Origin of the sequence: Magnetospirillum gryphiswaldense MSR-1 v2 (genome assembly GCF_000513295.1) — a bacterium.
Taxonomy (GTDB): domain Bacteria; phylum Pseudomonadota; class Alphaproteobacteria; order Rhodospirillales; family Magnetospirillaceae; genus Magnetospirillum; species Magnetospirillum gryphiswaldense.
Genome location: NC_023065.1, coordinates 4293401 through 4308294 on the forward strand (window position 1 = coordinate 4293401; position 14894 = coordinate 4308294).

Sequence of the window (14894 nt, forward strand, 5' to 3'; positions counted from 1 at the left end):
GTCATGATCGATCTGTTGGTGTTGGTTGAGGCCTTTTCGGCGACTCCGGCATTGCGTGATGCCTGGAGGCTGAGCGGCTATGTCGAGCGTGTCGCGGCCCTGGGCGGCATGGTCGCGGTGCTCACCGATGATCCGCAGTCCGGATGGCCGCGCGGATGGCGGCCCGTTGCTCATCCGGGTGAAGCTCTGGACGCCTTTCCGGACGCCGGGGCTGTCCTTCATGTTCAGGCCGAACAGATTTTTCTGGACGTGGAGATCGCCCTGGACGGCTTGGCCGAATTCGAGCGCTTTCGGCCTGACATGTTCACCCAGTGGGAACATTGCCTGTTGCCGGTGGGGGTCGGCGTGCGGATCTATTCCCCCCAGGCGCTGCGGCGGGGCGACGTCGGCAGCATGTCGGCGTTTCTGGCGGCCATGGTCGCCGATCCGACCGCCTTTAGCGTGCGCTATGACCAGCGGGCATATGTGAGCCACGAGGATCATTTGCTGGACACGCGCTTTTCCGACCGTACCGCCGCGGCGGTGGCGCGCGCGCCGGCATGGTCCCTGGCCGGCTATCTCGAGGTGGCCGACCCAGGAACCCACGGTTACGTCGGCGCCCCTGGCGCCGCCATGACTGACAGGCGTGGCATGGCCGCGCCTTATGGTTTCGAAAGTCGGGAATGCGCCGATTTTCCCACTTACGTCATGTTCGATCTGACCAATCGCTGCAATGCCGCCTGCGTCCATTGTCCGCAATCGGTTGGTTTCGTCGGTCAGGACAACCCGACCTTCTTGGCTTTCGACGCCTTCAGGCGCGCCATCGATGAATGCGTCGACCGCCCGATCCACTTCGTGCGGATCACCGCCGACGGCGAGCCTCTCCTGCATCCCAGGATATGGGACATGTTGGATTACGCGGCGGCTAAGGGCGTGGGGCCGGTGGGCCTGACCACCAACGGCGCCGCTCTCAATGACGCCAATGCCCGCCGTCTGCTGACCAGCGGCACCTTCATGGTCGATGTCTCCATCGATGCCGCCAGCGAGGACACCTTCAGGAAAATTCGGGTCGGGCTGTCTTTCCGGCAGGTGCGCGACAATGTGCTGCGCTTGTTGGAACTGCGGCGGCAAAGCGGATCGGACCTGAAGGTGATGACCAGTTTCGTCCGCCAGCCGGGCAATGCGCACGAGGTCGAGGATTTCCAGGCTCAATGGGTGCCGCTGGTCGACAAGGTTCTGATCCGCGAGCTTAATTCCAATGTCGGCCTGAATGGCGTCGCCGGCGGGGCGGATGGGCCCGAGCCCGGGCGCTGGCCATGTCCACATCTGTGGCGGCGGGTGGTGATCGGGTACGGAGGCGAACTGAAGGCATGCCCCATCGATTGGCAGGGGGGGCTGGTGAACCGCCCGCTGACGGACAGTCCGATCCAGGCACAGTGGCACGACGATTTCTACCATGACCACCGCATGCAGCATCTCAACAACGACTTCCGGGCGGATTCCATTTGCCGGGAGTGCCGGGACTGGCAGGCCTCGCCTTGGGCGCTGGGGTACGAAAAGGTGGTTCGCGATCTGCGGGGGCGGGAGGAGTGATGCCGCCAGCCTCCTCCGAACGTGTCGTCGCCATCTGCCAGCCGCATTTCATCCCGTGGACCGGCTATTTCGAGATGGCGGCACGTGCCGATGTTTTCGTCATGCTGGACGATGTCGCCTATTCCAAGAACGGTTGGGTCAATCGCAACCGGCTGCGCAGCCCGCATCCTCGCGGCTGGCAATGGGCGACCGTTCCCGTACAGCATGATGCCGGCGGAGGGTTGATCCATGACATCCGCATCGCCCAGGCGGGCCGTTGGCGGAGCAAGCTGTTGGCGTCGCTGCAGCAGCTTTATGGTCGGACGCCCCATTTCGCCGCGTACTTCCCGGCGCTGGAACGGGTGATTGGAGCCGAGGGCGACAATCTGACCGCCTTGAACATGGACTTGCTGGAAGTCCTGTGTGGACAATTGGGGATCGCCGCCCGGTTGGTCCGCAGTTCGCAGTTCGCGGTGTCCGGCAGCAAGGATGACAAGCTGGTGGGGCTGTGCCGGCGATTGGGGGCGACCCTCTATCTGGCCAACAACGGTTCCGCCCCTTATATCCAGCCGGGCAAATTCCTGGATCAGGGGATCGGCTTCGTGTTTCAGGATTACGACCATCCCGTCTATGGTCAAGGCGATGCGGACGCCGCTTTCGTCTCGCATCTGTCGGTGGTGGATTGTCTGTTCTGGCACGGTCCGGCCGCCCGCGATATCGTCTTGTCGGGTCGACCGGCCGAGTGGCGCTTGGGAGTGATGTATCCGCGAGGGGACGGTGATGGACAACCGATACGACCGTGATTTCTACCGCGCCCAGCAGGACGGCAGCCGCCGCTCCGCCGCTCGGGTGGTGCGGTTGCTGCACCAATTGCTGAAGCCGCGCTCCGTGGTGGATGTGGGCTGCGGGGTGGGGACTTGGCTGGCCGCCTTTCTCGAACAGGGGGACGCGGAGGTGGTGGGGTTGGACGGCCCGCATGTCGACACTGGGATGCTGCACGTTCCGGCGGCGTGCTTCCGGGCCGTTGATCTTGCCGTTCCCATTACCGTGGACCGCCGTTTCGATTTGGCGGTATCTGTGGAGGTGGTCGAGCATCTGCCCGCCGGGCGGGGACCGGGCTTCGTCGCCGATTTGTGCCGGCTGGCGCCGGTGGTGGTCTTCGCCGCCGCGCTCCCCTATCAGGGCGGCACCGGCCATGTCCATGAAAATTGGCCGGAATATTGGGCGCAACTGTTTCGCCGCCAGGGTTACGGCGTGCACGACGTCTTGCGGTCGTCGCTGTGGCTGGATGTGGAGATCGAGTGGTGGTACCGGCAGAACCTATTGTTGTTCATTGATGACGCCGCCTGGGACGATTCGGCCCTGGCCCCCCTCCTGGCCTCCGCTCCGGCTGGCGGTTGCCTGCGCGGCGCGGCGCCGCAGCCCTTGACCCGCATCCATCCGGTCGGCTGGCTGGGTTGGCATCTGGCAGAGCCGGGGGCGGTGGTCGAGGCGGACCGCGTCGCTGGCCCGAGGGGCGAGGAATTACGCTATTTCAACCATCTGTCCGAATTGTGGTTGTCTGGGCGGAACGACGAGCCGCCGCCGCGTCCCTTGTCCGGCTGACAGCCGGCTCATCCTAGATTGCGCGGCCCGTGCACCGGATGGCTGGTGCGCCAGTGCGCGATGCGTTCGGTCAGTTCCGGCAGCTCATGGAGTTCCACCGCGCCGATTTTCGTGCCGTCGCCGGCGCGGAACAGGTGGCGGACGCTTCCGTTCAGCACCGCCCGGCCATAGGCGTCGATTTCATCCACGTATTGGGTCAGGGTACGCAATCCGTGTTCCTTGGTCGCCTCGGTGACCGAATCAACATGCAGGCGCCGCCAGTTGGGGATGATCGGTAGGAACTTGGATAGATAGCCCCCGGTGTGAAAGCCCAGGATGATCCGCAGGAACGGGTTCCAGTGGTCGAAATAGCTGGGGGAGCGGCGGCTGGGCCACAGCCGGGACAGCACCGAGCGGCGGATGACGTAGTTCTGCTCGGGAAACCACAGATGGGTTCCCAGCCAATAAGGCAGAAAGTCGCGACCGCATGGCGCCGGCTTGCGGTGGAATTGGGGAAAGACCAATCCGTACAGGTCGCCGTCCTCGGTCATCAACGCATCGGCGCCCCAAACCAGCGACAGGCTTGGGTCGGCGTCCAGTTCGGCGACGGCGCGGGCGAACCAGTTGCGAGACAGATACCCGTCGGAGACCGGGCAGAAGGTCACGTATTCGCCCCGCGCCATGGCGATGGCTTTGTCGAAGCCTTCGTTGGCGTTGGCGTCGGGCTCGGAAATCCAGCGCAGGCGGGGATAGGCGGCGAGAACGTCGACGGAGGCATCGGTCGAGGCGCCGTCCACCATGATCGCCTCGAAGCCGTCGAAGCTTTGACGAAAGATGCTGTCCAGGGTTTCCGGCAGCCAGTGGGCCATGTTGCGGTTTGTCGACAGCACCGACAGTCTGGGGGGGCTGGTCATGATGCTCCGCTCAGCCGGAGGGCCGCCAGACGCTCGGGCGTGCCGATATCGGTGAAGGTGACCGGCTGCGGCACCGCCAGCAGGCGGCTCAGGCCGGGCAGGACGTCGCGCTCCAGCGATGTGGGGGCAGTGCGGGCGATGTGGTCCAAAAGCGCCGATGAGAGCAGGTACAATCCGGCGTTGACCAATCCCGGACCGGGGACGGTGTCGGCCTTTTCGGTGAAGGCTTTGACCATGCCGTCGGGATCGGTGGTGACGCTGCCGTAGCTGCGCGCATCGTCGACTTGCGCGCATAACATGCTGGCCTGGGGAGCATGGGTGCGGTGCACGGTGACGAATTGTTCAAGGTCGGCATCGACCAAGGTGTCGCCGTTGATGACCAGGACCGGGTCGCTGGTCAGCAGTGGACGATGCCGCGCCAACGCCCCGGCGGTGCCCAGGGGGATAGGCTCGACGGCAACGACCACCTGGGCGATACGGGGCGGGCACGTGTCCAGCCAGCTTTCCACCTTGTCGGCCAAGTGCCCCAGGCACAGGACGATACGGCGGGCGCCGGCGTTTTCCAGCCAGTCGAGCAGGATGTCCAGGAACGGGCGGTCGCCGATGGGAGCCAGTACCTTTGGGACCATGCCCAGGACGGGTCTGATGCGGGTACCCAGTCCGCCGGCAAGTACGGCCACGTCCAGGCCGGCCAGGGGAGCTTCGCTCATGAGTATGCCTTTCTGGCGGAATGTTTCTCGGCGATACTGGCGGTGACCGAGGCCGGGTGTCAACGTGTCGCTGGGTTGACTCGGAGAAGGCGGGCGCTATGGTCCGGGAAAGGTGTCTTTCACAGTGGATCGACGGCTGCCGATGACCCTGAACGATTTGCTGCAGCAAGGACGCTGGGCCGAGGCCGCGGCGGCGCTGGACGCCCATCTGCGACGTCAGCCGGATGATTTCGACGTCTGCATGATGTTGGGGCAGGTTCGTCTGCGCCTTGGCGATGGGGAGGGCGCCGAACAGTCTTTCCATCGGGCCGGGGGATTGCGTCCGCACGACCCCATGCCGTTTTACGCCCTGGCGGTCACCGCCTTGGACCGCGGCGATCTGGATGGTGCGGTGGAATTTTGCCGGCAAGCTCTGGCGATCGCCCCCGATCATGTCGGCGCGCTTTACAATCTGGCCTGGGTTCTGCGCCGGCAGGGGCGGATCGACGAGGTTCCGGACCTGTTGCGGCGGGTGGTGGCGTCTGACCCCGCCCATCGTCTGGCTTGGTTCAACCTTGGCAATGCTTTGCTGGATCTGGGGCAGGTGGATGGTGCCATCGACGCGTTGTGCCACGCTTGCGATCTTCAACCGGATTGGACCGAGGCCGCCGTCGCTCTGGCCCAGGCCTTGCGGCGCCGGCGCCGGGACGAGCCCGGGCGCGAGAGGCTGGAGCGGGCTTGGGCGATGAAGCCATCGGCCCCGCTGGCTTCGGCCTTGGGCAATATCGCCGGCGACATGGGGGGCGCCGAGGATGCCGAGCGCTATTATCGGCGAGGTCTGGAACTGGAACCGGGCCATGTGGAATGTCTGGTCAACCTGGGCCATCTGCTGCACCAGTCCCATCGGCTGGAGGAAATGGCGGCATCCTTGCTGGACGCGGCGTCCCGCCTACCCGGCGAGACGGCCTTGGTCAACCTGACGGGGCTGCTGTATTCGCGCCGCAACGATCTGGACCGTGCCGGTGAATGTTTCGAGCGCGCGGTCGCCATGGACCCCGCCGATGTCGAGGTCTCCTGCAACCTGGGGGCATTGTATGCCCAGCGCGGGGATGCCGGGCGGGCGGCGGCACAGTTTCGCCGGGCGTTGACGCTCGATCCCTTCAATCCGGTGATCCACAGCAATCTGTTGATGGCTTTGGTTCATGGCGAGGGATTGTCGGCGGACGAGGTGTTCGCCGAGCACCTGGAATACGGTCATCGGCAGGAAAGTCGGGTCGAGCCTTTCGTCCATCACCGGCCCACCGCCGACGACGCGGCGCACCGTCCCCGACTTGGTTTCGTCTCGCCGGATCTGCGGACCCACGCCATCGCCTTCTTCTTCGAGCCGGTTTTGGCGGGACTGGTGAAGCGGGGGGTGGAATGCCATCTCTACATGACCCGAGCGCTCCAGGACGATACCTCGGACCGCCTGCGGTGCATGGCCCACGGCTGGCGTGACTTGTCGGGGATGGATGCCGACAGCGCCGCTGGCATCATTCATGGCGACGGCATCGACATCCTGGTCGACCTGGCCGGGCATACCGCTTTCAACGGCCTGCCCGTCTTCGCGCGCAAGCCGGCGCCCATCCAGATCTCCTGGCTGGGCTATCCGGCCACCACCGGCCTCGGCCGCATGGATTACCGTATCATCGGCTATCCCGCCTCGACCGCAGATATCGCCCACAGCACGGAAAAGCTACTGACCGTAATCCCCGCTTTCCAGCCGCCGGCGAACAGCCCGGATGTATCGCCGCCGCCCATGCTTGCCGGGCGTCCGCTGGTGTTCGCCTCGCTCAACAAGAGCTCGAAACTCGGGGAGCGGGTCTACGAAACCTGGGCAGCCTTGCTGCGCCAGGTTCCCGCATCCCGGTTTTTGCTGGTGACGCCCGGCGGCGATGCCGCCACGGTCCGGGCCGAATGGCGTGATCGGGTGGCCGGCTGGGGGATTGATCCCGACCGTCTTGACCTACGCCCAACCTGCTCGTTGGACCGTTTCCTGGATTTGTTCGCCGAGATCGACATCGCCCTTGATCCGTTTCCCTATGGCGGCGGGACCACCTCGCTGCTGACGGTGTGGATGGGGGTGCCGCTGATCGCCTTGCAAGGGGACGGCGAGGCGGGGCAGACCGGGGCGATGCTGCTGCGCGGCCTGGGGGCGGACACGTTGGTGGCCAGGGACGAGGACGACTACGTCCGCCGCGCCGCTGCGCTGGCGGCGGACCCCGATCTCCTGGTATCCTGGCGCGCCCGGTTGCGCCCGCTGCTGTCCACGTCCTTGTTGTTGCGTGAAGGACGAACCGCCGCCGATCTGGAGCGTGTGCTGCAAATGCTTTGGGCCGACCATACCCGGCAAGAACGCCACGGGTGACGGTCGTGCCGGCAAAGGAGAGAAATATGGGTGTGAAGGCCGAAGCGCCGACGACTCGCTTGGAACGCCCCTGCGCGTTCGTGTGGATGCAGGTGAATGTCGACTATAGGGGGACGGTGCGCCCCTGTTGCCATGTCAACGATGCCGGCGCGTTTGGGAACTTGAACGAGCGGTCGTTGATGGAAATCTGGAACGGCGAAGCCTGGCAGCGTCTGCGCCGGGCCTGGGTGGCGGGCGACCTGTCGGGGACGCCCTGCGAAGGCTGCAAGGTCGTCGCCGTCGAGGGCGCGCCCATTGCGTGGGAATTCCCGGTACGGTCGGGCAGCGAGAACAGTCCGGCGTCGGCAAACCAGGCGCTGGCGCTGGCGGAAATGCAGAGTGGCGCCATTGTTCAGCTGGCCAAGCCGGTAGTTCTGCAATACTTCCCCTCGACCTTGTGCAATATCGATTGCACCTTTTGCTTCCAGTGGGATCAGAAGGGAATCAAGCTCGGTGCCAAGGGCATGGAGATGGTCACGCAATTGATGCCGACCTTGATGCGGATCGACTGGATCGGCGGGGAACCCACGGTCCAGCAGGATTTCCGACGCTGGCTGTCCGACCTGGACATCGATGCCAATCCCAACCTTAACGTCGGCATGGTTTCCAACGGTACCATCCTCGATACCGCGTTGGTCAAGCTGTTCGAGCGGATTTCCGGATTCGTGTCGGTATCGCTCGACGCCGTCGACAAGGCGCTGTATGAGGACATCCGCGCCGGTGCCGTCTGGGAGGACACCCGGCGCAACGTCGAGACCTATCGGGCCATCAGCCGATCCAATCCGGGGTTCAGGCTTTACGTCTCATGCTTGCTGCAAAAGAAGAATCTGGCACATCTGCCCGATTTTCTGAGTTTTTGCCTGGAACGGGAAATTCCGGCCAAGGTGTACCCGTCCGAAAGCTTCCCGTTGTTCGAGCGCCTGGATATGTTCGACGATCCCGCCAGCGAATTGCCCGAAAACTGGGAAGAGGTGTTCGAGCGGACGTTGGTTCTGGCCCGTGCCCTTGACGCGGTGCAACCGAACAATTGCGAAAGTACTGTCCATTACTGCCGCGCGGCCGTCATGCGCGGGCTTGAACGCCACCGCGACAGCCGCCGTGTTCGATTGTCACCGTCGCCGGGCTCGACCGGAAGGATGGTCGTCGCCTACGCAGCGGGCGCCGCCATCGCCTATGCCCGCGTCAGCGGCGGCGAGGATATGTCGATCGCATTGCCCAACACGCTGCCGACGGCGAGTGTCCGCTTTTACCTGCATGGCGATGATCGCGGCACCGATCGCGCCCCCCCCCTGCAACCGCTGGCCGAGGAAGGTTGACCCCCTCAGGGCTGCGTCATCCTGGCGGTTTGCCATTTCCATGTCGTGTCCAAGATGGTCGCCATGTCGGAAAACCGCGGCGTATAGCCCAGAAGGCGGGGCAGGATTTCCGCCTCGGCCACCAGCACGGCGGGGTCGCCCCGGCGTCGTCCGGCGTCGTACCAGTCCAGGCTGATGCCCCGGCTGCCGGACATGGCGGCGATCACGTCCAGGATGGACGCACCGCGCCCGTGGCCAAGGTCCAGGCTGGGGGCGAGGTTTTTCGCCGGCAGTCGCCGCAGCACCTCAACCTGTGCGTGGGCCAGATCGGTCACGTGGATGTAGTCGCGGACGCAGGTGCCGTCGGCGGTAGGGTAATCGGTGCCGTAGACCGCCAATCGACCGCCGGTACGCGCCAGCGTCACCACGTTGGGGATCAGGTGGGTCTCGGGGACGTGGTCCTCGCCGATGTCGCCATCGGGGTCGGCGCCGCAGACGTTGAAGTAACGCAAGGAAACGGCGTTGACCAATCCCTGGGCGCGCATGTCCTGCAAGACCCGCTCGACCGTCATCTTGGAATATCCATAGGGCGACAGGGGGGGCTGCGGGTCGGCGGTGCCGGTCGGGAACGGCTGGCGGGCGCCATAGACGGCGGCGCTGCTGGCGAAGACGATGTTCCGGACGCCGTGGGCTTGCAGGCGATCCAGCAGGACCAGGGTCTTGCCGACGTTGTTATGGTAATAGCGCAGGGGGTCGACGATGGAATCCTCGACGATGCTGCTGCCGGCGAAATGCAACGCGGCGACGGGATGGTACCGGTTCAGGACGGCGTCCATGAAGCCGGCATCGCCGATGTCGCCGGCTTCAAACGGTCCCCAGCGCACGGCATCGGCATGGCCGGTGCTCAGGTCGTCCACGGTCAGCGGACGAAAGCCGGCCTGGGCCAGCGCCTTGCATGTGTGGCTGCCGATATAGCCGGCTCCGCCGGTAACAAGCACGCAAGGTTCCATCATCCCCTGTCCATTCCGGCGTTTCATGTGGTTAAGCGTAGAAGGGCAATCTTGAATCCTGGGTTAAGGGGCTCAGGGGATCAGTCCCTTGCGGCGCAACTTTTTCCTGCTGTGGTCGGCGCGGATGTGGTGGATCAGGCGCCACCAGGGGGAGCGCGGCAGCCAGGCCGCGCGGATCAGGCGGTCGTGCGCCATGTGGAGGTCGGAATGGAGGTTGTCGCCCACATGCAGAATATCCACTGGGTCCAGTCCGGTCAGTCGGATCAGGTGGTCGTACAAACCGCCGTCGCGTTTGGTTTGCGCCCTGTCTGCGCTGGATAATATCCGATCGGGCGCCAGTTCGGGTGACAGCCGGGTCAAAAGCCAAGCCAGATCGACGCCGCGCAGCGGGGTGTCGCTGACGATCGCCCAGGACATGCCGGCCTGGGCCCAGCACCGGATTTCCCGAGCCAGCGCGCCGTTGACGGCCAGATGGCGGACTTCGTAATCCAGTTCCACCTGGCGCAACCGCTCGATCCAGGCGGGATCCAAGACGAACTGGTGGCAAATCTCGGCCAGGATGGCATCGAAACGGACCTCGCCGCCGCCCGCAACCGCACGGGCGGCGGCGTAGGCATTGCGGGTATGGCGCAGGCGGGCTTCCAGCAGGCGGGGCGCACCGGGTGAGGCGGCGCCCAGGGCGCGGTGCTGGAGCAAGGCGACATCGCCGAAGCGGACGAACTCGGGTCGGGTTCCCCGTAACAGGACGGTGTCGAACAGATCGACGGACAGCAGGCGAGGCGGTGCCGCGTCCAGTAAGCGGCGCAAATCTCGCAGGGAGACGGGTTTGACCATGGATCACGCCCGCATCATGGTGACGGCCTGTTTCAGCAATCGACGGTCGTCAGCCCCGCCCATCCGTGCCGCCGCGCCCGGCCAGGGCATGTCCGTCCGCCCCATTCGCCAAGGTGATCCGGTGACGGGACGGGCCAGGGCGACAGTGTTTCCGGTCAGGGTTTCCTCGTAGCGCCACTGTGCCAATGTGGCGCTTTCCGCCAGGGTCGGCAGGGCGAGAAAGCGGGCTAGGCGAATTCTGGCGCTGGCAACGTCAAGTGCCGGGGGGGGGCGTTGATGATGGCCTCCTGCACGGCCCGCATCTCCGCGCATTGTTCCGGCGGTAGCAAGGAGGGGGCGCAATGGGGCGTGCCATCCGGGTTCCAGTCCAGCAAGGGGCCCGTCTCGCTGGCGCACAGGGCCTCCAGCGGCTCGGGAGAGCGGGAGAACAGGCGGGTGAACCAGGCCGGCTCCCCCAGTTCGGCCAGGAATGCTCGCGTCTCGCCGCCGCGGACGCCGACCCAGCGCGCCCCCGGCGTGGTGAGCAAATAGAGGCCGATGGTACGGATCGTCCGGCCTTCATGACGCAATATTTTTTCCAGGGCGTTTTGGATGTTGGCCGCGTATCCAAGGTCGGTCAGGAATAGGTGGGGGGCGGATAATGCGCCCACGCGATCGAGATGGGCCACCAGCCGCCAGCGCAGTTCCCGCATGGTCCGCGCCAGCGGTGTCGCCTGGGCGGGGTGACGCAGCCAGGCCAAAAAACTCTCCAGGCTGTCGCTTCCGGCGGTCAGCGCCAAGCCCGGGGACGAAAGCGGCGGCGGTAGCCCCAGTTCGCAGGCGGCTTGCGCGGGGGAGAGCGGCAGGCGGCGACCGCGCACCAGAAAGTTCCGCAGCGCTTCGTCATCCTCGGCGGACAGGATCGCCGCCTTCATGCACAGGCGGCGGTTGAGCCAGATTTCGGCGGCGGTTCCGCCGTGTCGACGGTGCAGACGGGCCAGCAGACGCCCCTCGCGCATGATCCCGTATAGCGGCGTGGCGGAAGCGGGCAATTGGCTTTGCAGCCAATGGGCGAAGGCGTGCAGGACCGATCCGATGACATCGGCGATGTCGCCACCGGCAAGAGGGGGCGGGGCGGAACTGTCGACGGTGGCGGCCAGGGCCGCCTCCAGTCGGGCGACGGGGGTCACGGTGCCGGGTCCAAGCTTGCCCGGGCGGCGGCGGCGATCCGCTCCACCGCTTCCCCGTCCAGGTCGCAATGAAACGGCAGGCCAAGGGTTTGGGCGGCTCGACGGTCGGTTTCCGGCGTCGGCACTTGCGGACAATGGGCGAAAGCCGCCTGCTGGTGCAGGCCCGGCCCCCACCAGCGGCGGGTTTCGATGGCGGCGGCGGTGAAGCGGTGTTCCGCCGCCTGCCAGCCGCCGGGGAATTCCAGGTTCATGGTGTTGGCGGCGAAGGAGCGGGTCAATTCCGCCCGCCATCCCATCGACTGCGGCAGCATGTCGGCCAGCCTTGCGGTCAGGGCCAGGATTTCCCGACGGTTCTGGGGCCATTGGTCCAGCGCCGCCAGGGCGGTCGCTGCATGGTATTCGCTGAGCTTGGCGTTCATGCCGGCCATATGGGCGTGGCGGTCGCCGGAAAAGCCGAAATTGGTGATGGCGGCGCAGCGGCGCAGAAATTGGGTGTCGCGGCACAGGATGAAGGCGCCTTCGCCGGCGCCCAGCACCTTGGTCGCATGCAGGCTGACCACCACGGGAACATCGCCGCCCATGGCGGTGTCGAACCCGGCGGCGGCGTCGACCGCCACGGCAATTTGGTGACGGCGGTGAAAGTCCTGCCAGCCGGACATGTCCACGGGGCGACCGAAGGCGGAAACCGGCATGACCGCGCCGACCGGAGCGGGAGCCCGAGCGCAATAATCGGCGGCCATGTCGGGGCGGAGCATCCCGCTGGCTTCATCCACATCGACCAGAAAGGGAACCAGTCCGGCCAGGAGAATGGCGTGGGCCGAGGCGGCGAAGGTCCAGGCCGGTACCATGCACAAGCTGCCGGCCGGAAGGCCGAAGGCCATCAAGGTCGCCGCCAAGCCCAAGGTGGCGTTGGCCACCGGATGCGCCGGAGCGTTGAAACGGTCTTGCAGCCTGGCGGCCAGTTCGCAGGCCAACGGTCCCATGTTGGAATAAAGTCGTGTCTGGTCGATGCGGCGCAGATAGGGCAGCAGCGCGTCGGCGTCTGGCAAACGGGGGCGCATGACCGAGATGGCGGGCGTGTCCATGACCTTACCCTAGCATGGAAATCTTAACCCAATCTTGGTGAGATACGGCCAAAATGGCCGGGCATCCAGAAGGGAGCGCGTGATGAAGGGGATCATCCTTGCCGGCGGGACGGGAAGTCGTCTGCGACCGGTGACCTTGGCGGTGTGCAAGCAATTGCTGCCGGTCTACGACAAGCCGATGGTGTTCTATCCGCTGTCGGTGCTGATGTTGGCCGGCATCGACGACATCTTGCTGATTTCTACCCCACGCGATCAGCCTTTGTTTCAGCACCTGCTGGGCGACGGCAGCCATCTGGGTATCCGCATCGGCTATGCGGTGCAGGACCATCCCGGCGGTCTGCCCCAGGCCTTTACCATCGGTGCCGATCACATGGCGGGCGAACGGACCGCCATGATCCTGGGTGACAACGTGTTCTTTGGCGAAGGCATGGGGGCCCTGCTGACCTCGGCCATGCTGGGGCGCGGCGCCGTCGGCTTCTGCACCCGGGTCACCGACCCCCAGCGTTACGGCGTGGTGTCGTTCGGCGCCGACGGCAAGGTCGACAAGTTGCAGGAAAAGCCGGTGACTCCGCTGTCGGATTGGGCGATGACCGGGCTTTATGTGGTCGACGGCGATGCCGCCGCGCGCGGAGCCATGCTTAAGCCCTCGGCCCGAGGCGAGGTGGAGATGGTCGATCTGCTGGGCAGCTATCTCGCCCAGCAGCGGCTGTCCATGGTCAAGATCGGGCGCGGCTACGCCTGGTTCGACGCCGGCACCCACGACAGTCTGCTGGAAGCCTCGGAATTCGTCCGCACGGTGGAAGGCCGCCAGGGTCTGAAGGTGGCCTGCCTGGAAGAAATCGCGCTCAGGCGCGGCTTCATCGATCTGGACCGTTTCGCCGTCTTGGCCCACGATGCCGGCGACACGTCCTATGGGCGCTATTTGCGGGCGGTACTGGCCGAAATGCGGGAGGCATGATGGACGGCAAGGTGGCGGTGGTGACGGGAGCGGGGCGGGGCATCGGCTTGGCGACGGCGCGGCTGTTGACGATGCGCGGCGCCACCGTGCTGCGCGTCGGACTGGGCGGCGAAGAGGCGCCCGATTATCTGGCCGCCGATATGGGCGATCCGGCCCAGGTCATCGATCTTTACCGTCAGGTGCACAAACGCTTCGGTCGTTTGGATATTCTGGTCAACAATGCCGGCATTCTGGGCGACGCCCGTTTGGGCATGATCGCCCAGGACATGATGCAACGGGTGCTGGCGGTCAATCTGATGGGGGTGGTCAACAACATCCAGGCGGCGTCCAAGCTGATGCGGCGATCGGGTGGCGGCGCCATCGTCTCGCTGTCCTCCATCGTCGGTCTGCGCGGCAATGTCGGTCAGACCGTCTACGCCGCCTCGAAAGCCGGGGTGGTCGGTGCTACCTTGTCGGCAGCCAAGGAACTGGCCATCGATAACATCCGCGTCAACGCCGTGGCGCCCGGTTTCATCGACACCGACATGGTCGGCCATCTCGACGACGCCACCACCGCCGAGCGGCTGGCCGCCATTCCCCTGGGGCGGGCCGGCACGGCGGACGAGGTGGCCGAAATCATCGCCTTCTTGTGTTCCGACGCCGCCGGCTACGTCACCGGTCAGGTGATCGGCGTCGATGGCGGGATGGTGTTGTGAGCGGCGCCCCCTGTTTCGTCATCGCCGGCGCCGGCGGTCTGGGCCGCGAGATGGCGGTTTATGCCCGCGACGCCGGCTTGCGGGTGCGTGGCTTCCTCGACGATACCGACGCCGACCCGCGTGGTTTCGGCCTGGACGTGCCGGTGCTGTCGAGTGTGGATTCCTATGTGCCGATGCCGCACGACGCCGTGCTGGTGGCGGTCGGCGATCCGGGCGACCGTGCCGCCATCGCCGCCCGTCTGGCGGTGCGCGGCGCCGATTTCGGCCAATTGATCCATCCGCTCGCCTATGTGGCCCGGCCTTCGGTGCTGGGGCCGGGCTGTGTCGTCGCTCCCTTCGCCAGCATCGGCCTCAATGTCCGGCTTGGTCCCCATTGCCTGATCAATACCCATGCCGGTATCGGCCACGATGTCGAATTGGGGGCGGCTTGCGTGATTTCCCCGCATGCGGTGATCAACGGTTTCGCCCGGCTCGGCGACGGCGTCATGATGGGGTCGGCGGCGGTGGTGGCGCCGCGCATTGTGGTGGGGGTGGCGGCCAAGCTGTCCGCCGGCACGGTGGTGTTGGCCGAGGTGGCCGCCGGGGCCACGATGTGGGGCAATCCGGCGCGCGCCTTGCCGCCGGCACCGTCAGGCACTAAACAGAACTGATTATTCGGGCAAGG

Annotated in this window: 15 protein-coding genes; 8 read left to right on the forward strand and 7 right to left on the reverse strand. The window is 65.7% G+C overall.

Going from position 1 to position 14894, the window contains the following annotated elements:
- Positions 1–3: 3 nt before the first annotated feature.
- From MGMSRV2_RS20575 to MGMSRV2_RS20585, 3 genes are read left to right on the forward strand one after another with little or no spacing between them, the layout of a single operon-like run.
- The gene (locus MGMSRV2_RS20575; protein WP_024082316.1) at positions 4–1572 is read left to right on the forward strand and encodes a radical SAM/SPASM domain-containing protein; all 1569 of its coding nucleotides are present in this window, start codon (positions 4–6) and stop codon (positions 1570–1572) included.
- The gene (locus tag MGMSRV2_RS20580; protein WP_024082317.1) at positions 1572–2354 is read left to right on the forward strand and encodes a WbqC family protein; all 783 of its coding nucleotides are present in this window, start codon (positions 1572–1574) and stop codon (positions 2352–2354) included. Before MGMSRV2_RS20575 ends, MGMSRV2_RS20580 begins: the two co-directional genes overlap by 1 nt.
- A complete protein-coding gene (locus tag MGMSRV2_RS20585) occupies positions 2332–3156 on the forward strand; it encodes a class I SAM-dependent methyltransferase (RefSeq protein ID WP_024082318.1) in 825 nt (274 codons plus the stop codon). Before MGMSRV2_RS20580 ends, MGMSRV2_RS20585 begins: the two co-directional genes overlap by 23 nt.
- Positions 3157–3164: 8 nt before the next feature.
- Here MGMSRV2_RS20585 and MGMSRV2_RS20590 read toward each other — a convergent pair whose 3' ends face one another.
- Both MGMSRV2_RS20590 and MGMSRV2_RS20595 read right to left on the reverse strand, forming a co-directional pair.
- A complete protein-coding gene (locus MGMSRV2_RS20590) occupies positions 3165–4049 on the reverse strand; it encodes a glycosyltransferase (protein WP_024082319.1) in 885 nt (294 codons plus the stop codon).
- Entirely contained in the window at positions 4046–4759 is a 714-nt protein-coding gene (locus tag MGMSRV2_RS20595; protein ID WP_024082320.1) for a sugar phosphate nucleotidyltransferase, read from the reverse strand. The genes MGMSRV2_RS20590 and MGMSRV2_RS20595 overlap by 4 nt, the downstream gene beginning before the upstream one ends.
- Positions 4760–4901: 142 nt before the next feature.
- Here MGMSRV2_RS20595 and MGMSRV2_RS20600 point away from each other — a divergent pair, with 142 nt between their 5' ends.
- Together MGMSRV2_RS20600 and MGMSRV2_RS20605 are read left to right on the forward strand one after the other, a co-directional pair.
- Positions 4902–7145, forward strand: a complete 2244-nt coding sequence (locus MGMSRV2_RS20600) for a tetratricopeptide repeat protein (RefSeq protein ID WP_024082321.1) — start codon at positions 4902–4904, stop codon at positions 7143–7145.
- Positions 7142–8500 carry a radical SAM/SPASM domain-containing protein gene (locus MGMSRV2_RS20605; protein ID WP_084028187.1) on the forward strand — a complete coding sequence of 453 codons (1359 nt, stop codon included), beginning with the start codon at positions 7142–7144 and terminating at the stop codon, positions 8498–8500. The genes MGMSRV2_RS20600 and MGMSRV2_RS20605 overlap by 4 nt, the downstream gene beginning before the upstream one ends.
- Before the next feature lie 5 nt (positions 8501–8505).
- Here the strand turns inward: MGMSRV2_RS20605 and galE are convergent, their stop codons facing one another.
- The 5 genes from galE to MGMSRV2_RS20625 form a co-directional block, all read right to left on the reverse strand.
- Positions 8506–9477, reverse strand: coding sequence for a UDP-glucose 4-epimerase GalE (galE, locus tag MGMSRV2_RS20610; RefSeq protein WP_197538546.1), 972 nt, complete (start codon positions 9475–9477; stop codon positions 8506–8508).
- Positions 9478–9561: 84 nt separating this feature from the next.
- Complete coding sequence (locus MGMSRV2_RS20615; protein ID WP_024082324.1) at positions 9562–10323, reverse strand: HAD family hydrolase; 762 nt, start codon at positions 10321–10323, stop codon at positions 9562–9564.
- 3 nt (positions 10324–10326) lie between these two features.
- Entirely contained in the window at positions 10327–10509 is a 183-nt protein-coding gene (locus MGMSRV2_RS21305; protein WP_144084354.1) for a hypothetical protein, read from the reverse strand.
- A gap of 41 nt (positions 10510–10550) precedes the next feature.
- The gene (locus MGMSRV2_RS20620; protein WP_024082326.1) at positions 10551–11492 is read right to left on the reverse strand and encodes a hypothetical protein; all 942 of its coding nucleotides are present in this window, start codon (positions 11490–11492) and stop codon (positions 10551–10553) included.
- Entirely contained in the window at positions 11489–12577 is a 1089-nt protein-coding gene (locus tag MGMSRV2_RS20625) for a DegT/DnrJ/EryC1/StrS family aminotransferase (protein WP_024082327.1), read from the reverse strand. The genes MGMSRV2_RS20620 and MGMSRV2_RS20625 overlap by 4 nt, the downstream gene beginning before the upstream one ends.
- A gap of 82 nt (positions 12578–12659) precedes the next feature.
- Here MGMSRV2_RS20625 and rfbA point away from each other — a divergent pair, with 82 nt between their 5' ends.
- The 3 genes from rfbA to MGMSRV2_RS20640 are packed head-to-tail and all read left to right on the forward strand — an operon-like array spanning position 12660 to position 14880.
- Positions 12660–13535, forward strand: a complete 876-nt coding sequence (gene rfbA / locus MGMSRV2_RS20630; RefSeq protein WP_024082328.1) for a glucose-1-phosphate thymidylyltransferase RfbA — start codon at positions 12660–12662, stop codon at positions 13533–13535.
- Positions 13532–14230: an SDR family oxidoreductase gene (locus MGMSRV2_RS20635; protein ID WP_024082329.1), complete on the forward strand. Its 699-nt coding sequence runs from the start codon at positions 13532–13534 to the stop codon at positions 14228–14230. The genes rfbA and MGMSRV2_RS20635 overlap by 4 nt, the downstream gene beginning before the upstream one ends.
- The gene (locus tag MGMSRV2_RS20640) at positions 14227–14880 is read left to right on the forward strand and encodes a NeuD/PglB/VioB family sugar acetyltransferase (RefSeq protein WP_024082330.1); all 654 of its coding nucleotides are present in this window, start codon (positions 14227–14229) and stop codon (positions 14878–14880) included. Before MGMSRV2_RS20635 ends, MGMSRV2_RS20640 begins: the two co-directional genes overlap by 4 nt.
- Positions 14881–14894 lie beyond the last annotated feature (14 nt).

Excerpts from the sequence above, each read along its gene's own strand:
- MGMSRV2_RS20575 (WP_024082316.1), top strand. The coding sequence starts at position 4 with ATGATCGATCTGTTGGTGTTGGTTGAGGCCTTTTCGGCGACTCCGGCA.
- MGMSRV2_RS20580 (WP_024082317.1), top strand. The coding sequence starts at position 1,572 with ATGCCGCCAGCCTCCTCCGAACGTGTCGTCGCCATCTGCCAGCCGCAT.
- MGMSRV2_RS20585 (WP_024082318.1), top strand. The coding sequence starts at position 2,332 with ATGGACAACCGATACGACCGTGATTTCTACCGCGCCCAGCAGGACGGC.
- MGMSRV2_RS20590 (WP_024082319.1), bottom strand. The coding sequence starts at position 4,049 with ATGACCAGCCCCCCCAGACTGTCGGTGCTGTCGACAAACCGCAACATG.
- MGMSRV2_RS20595 (WP_024082320.1), bottom strand. The coding sequence starts at position 4,759 with ATGAGCGAAGCTCCCCTGGCCGGCCTGGACGTGGCCGTACTTGCCGGC.
- MGMSRV2_RS20600 (WP_024082321.1), top strand. The coding sequence starts at position 4,902 with ATGACCCTGAACGATTTGCTGCAGCAAGGACGCTGGGCCGAGGCCGCG.
- MGMSRV2_RS20615 (WP_024082324.1), bottom strand. The coding sequence starts at position 10,323 with ATGGTCAAACCCGTCTCCCTGCGAGATTTGCGCCGCTTACTGGACGCG.
- MGMSRV2_RS20625 (WP_024082327.1), bottom strand. The coding sequence starts at position 12,577 with ATGGACACGCCCGCCATCTCGGTCATGCGCCCCCGTTTGCCAGACGCC.
- rfbA (WP_024082328.1), top strand. The coding sequence starts at position 12,660 with ATGAAGGGGATCATCCTTGCCGGCGGGACGGGAAGTCGTCTGCGACCG.
- MGMSRV2_RS20635 (WP_024082329.1), top strand. The coding sequence starts at position 13,532 with ATGATGGACGGCAAGGTGGCGGTGGTGACGGGAGCGGGGCGGGGCATC.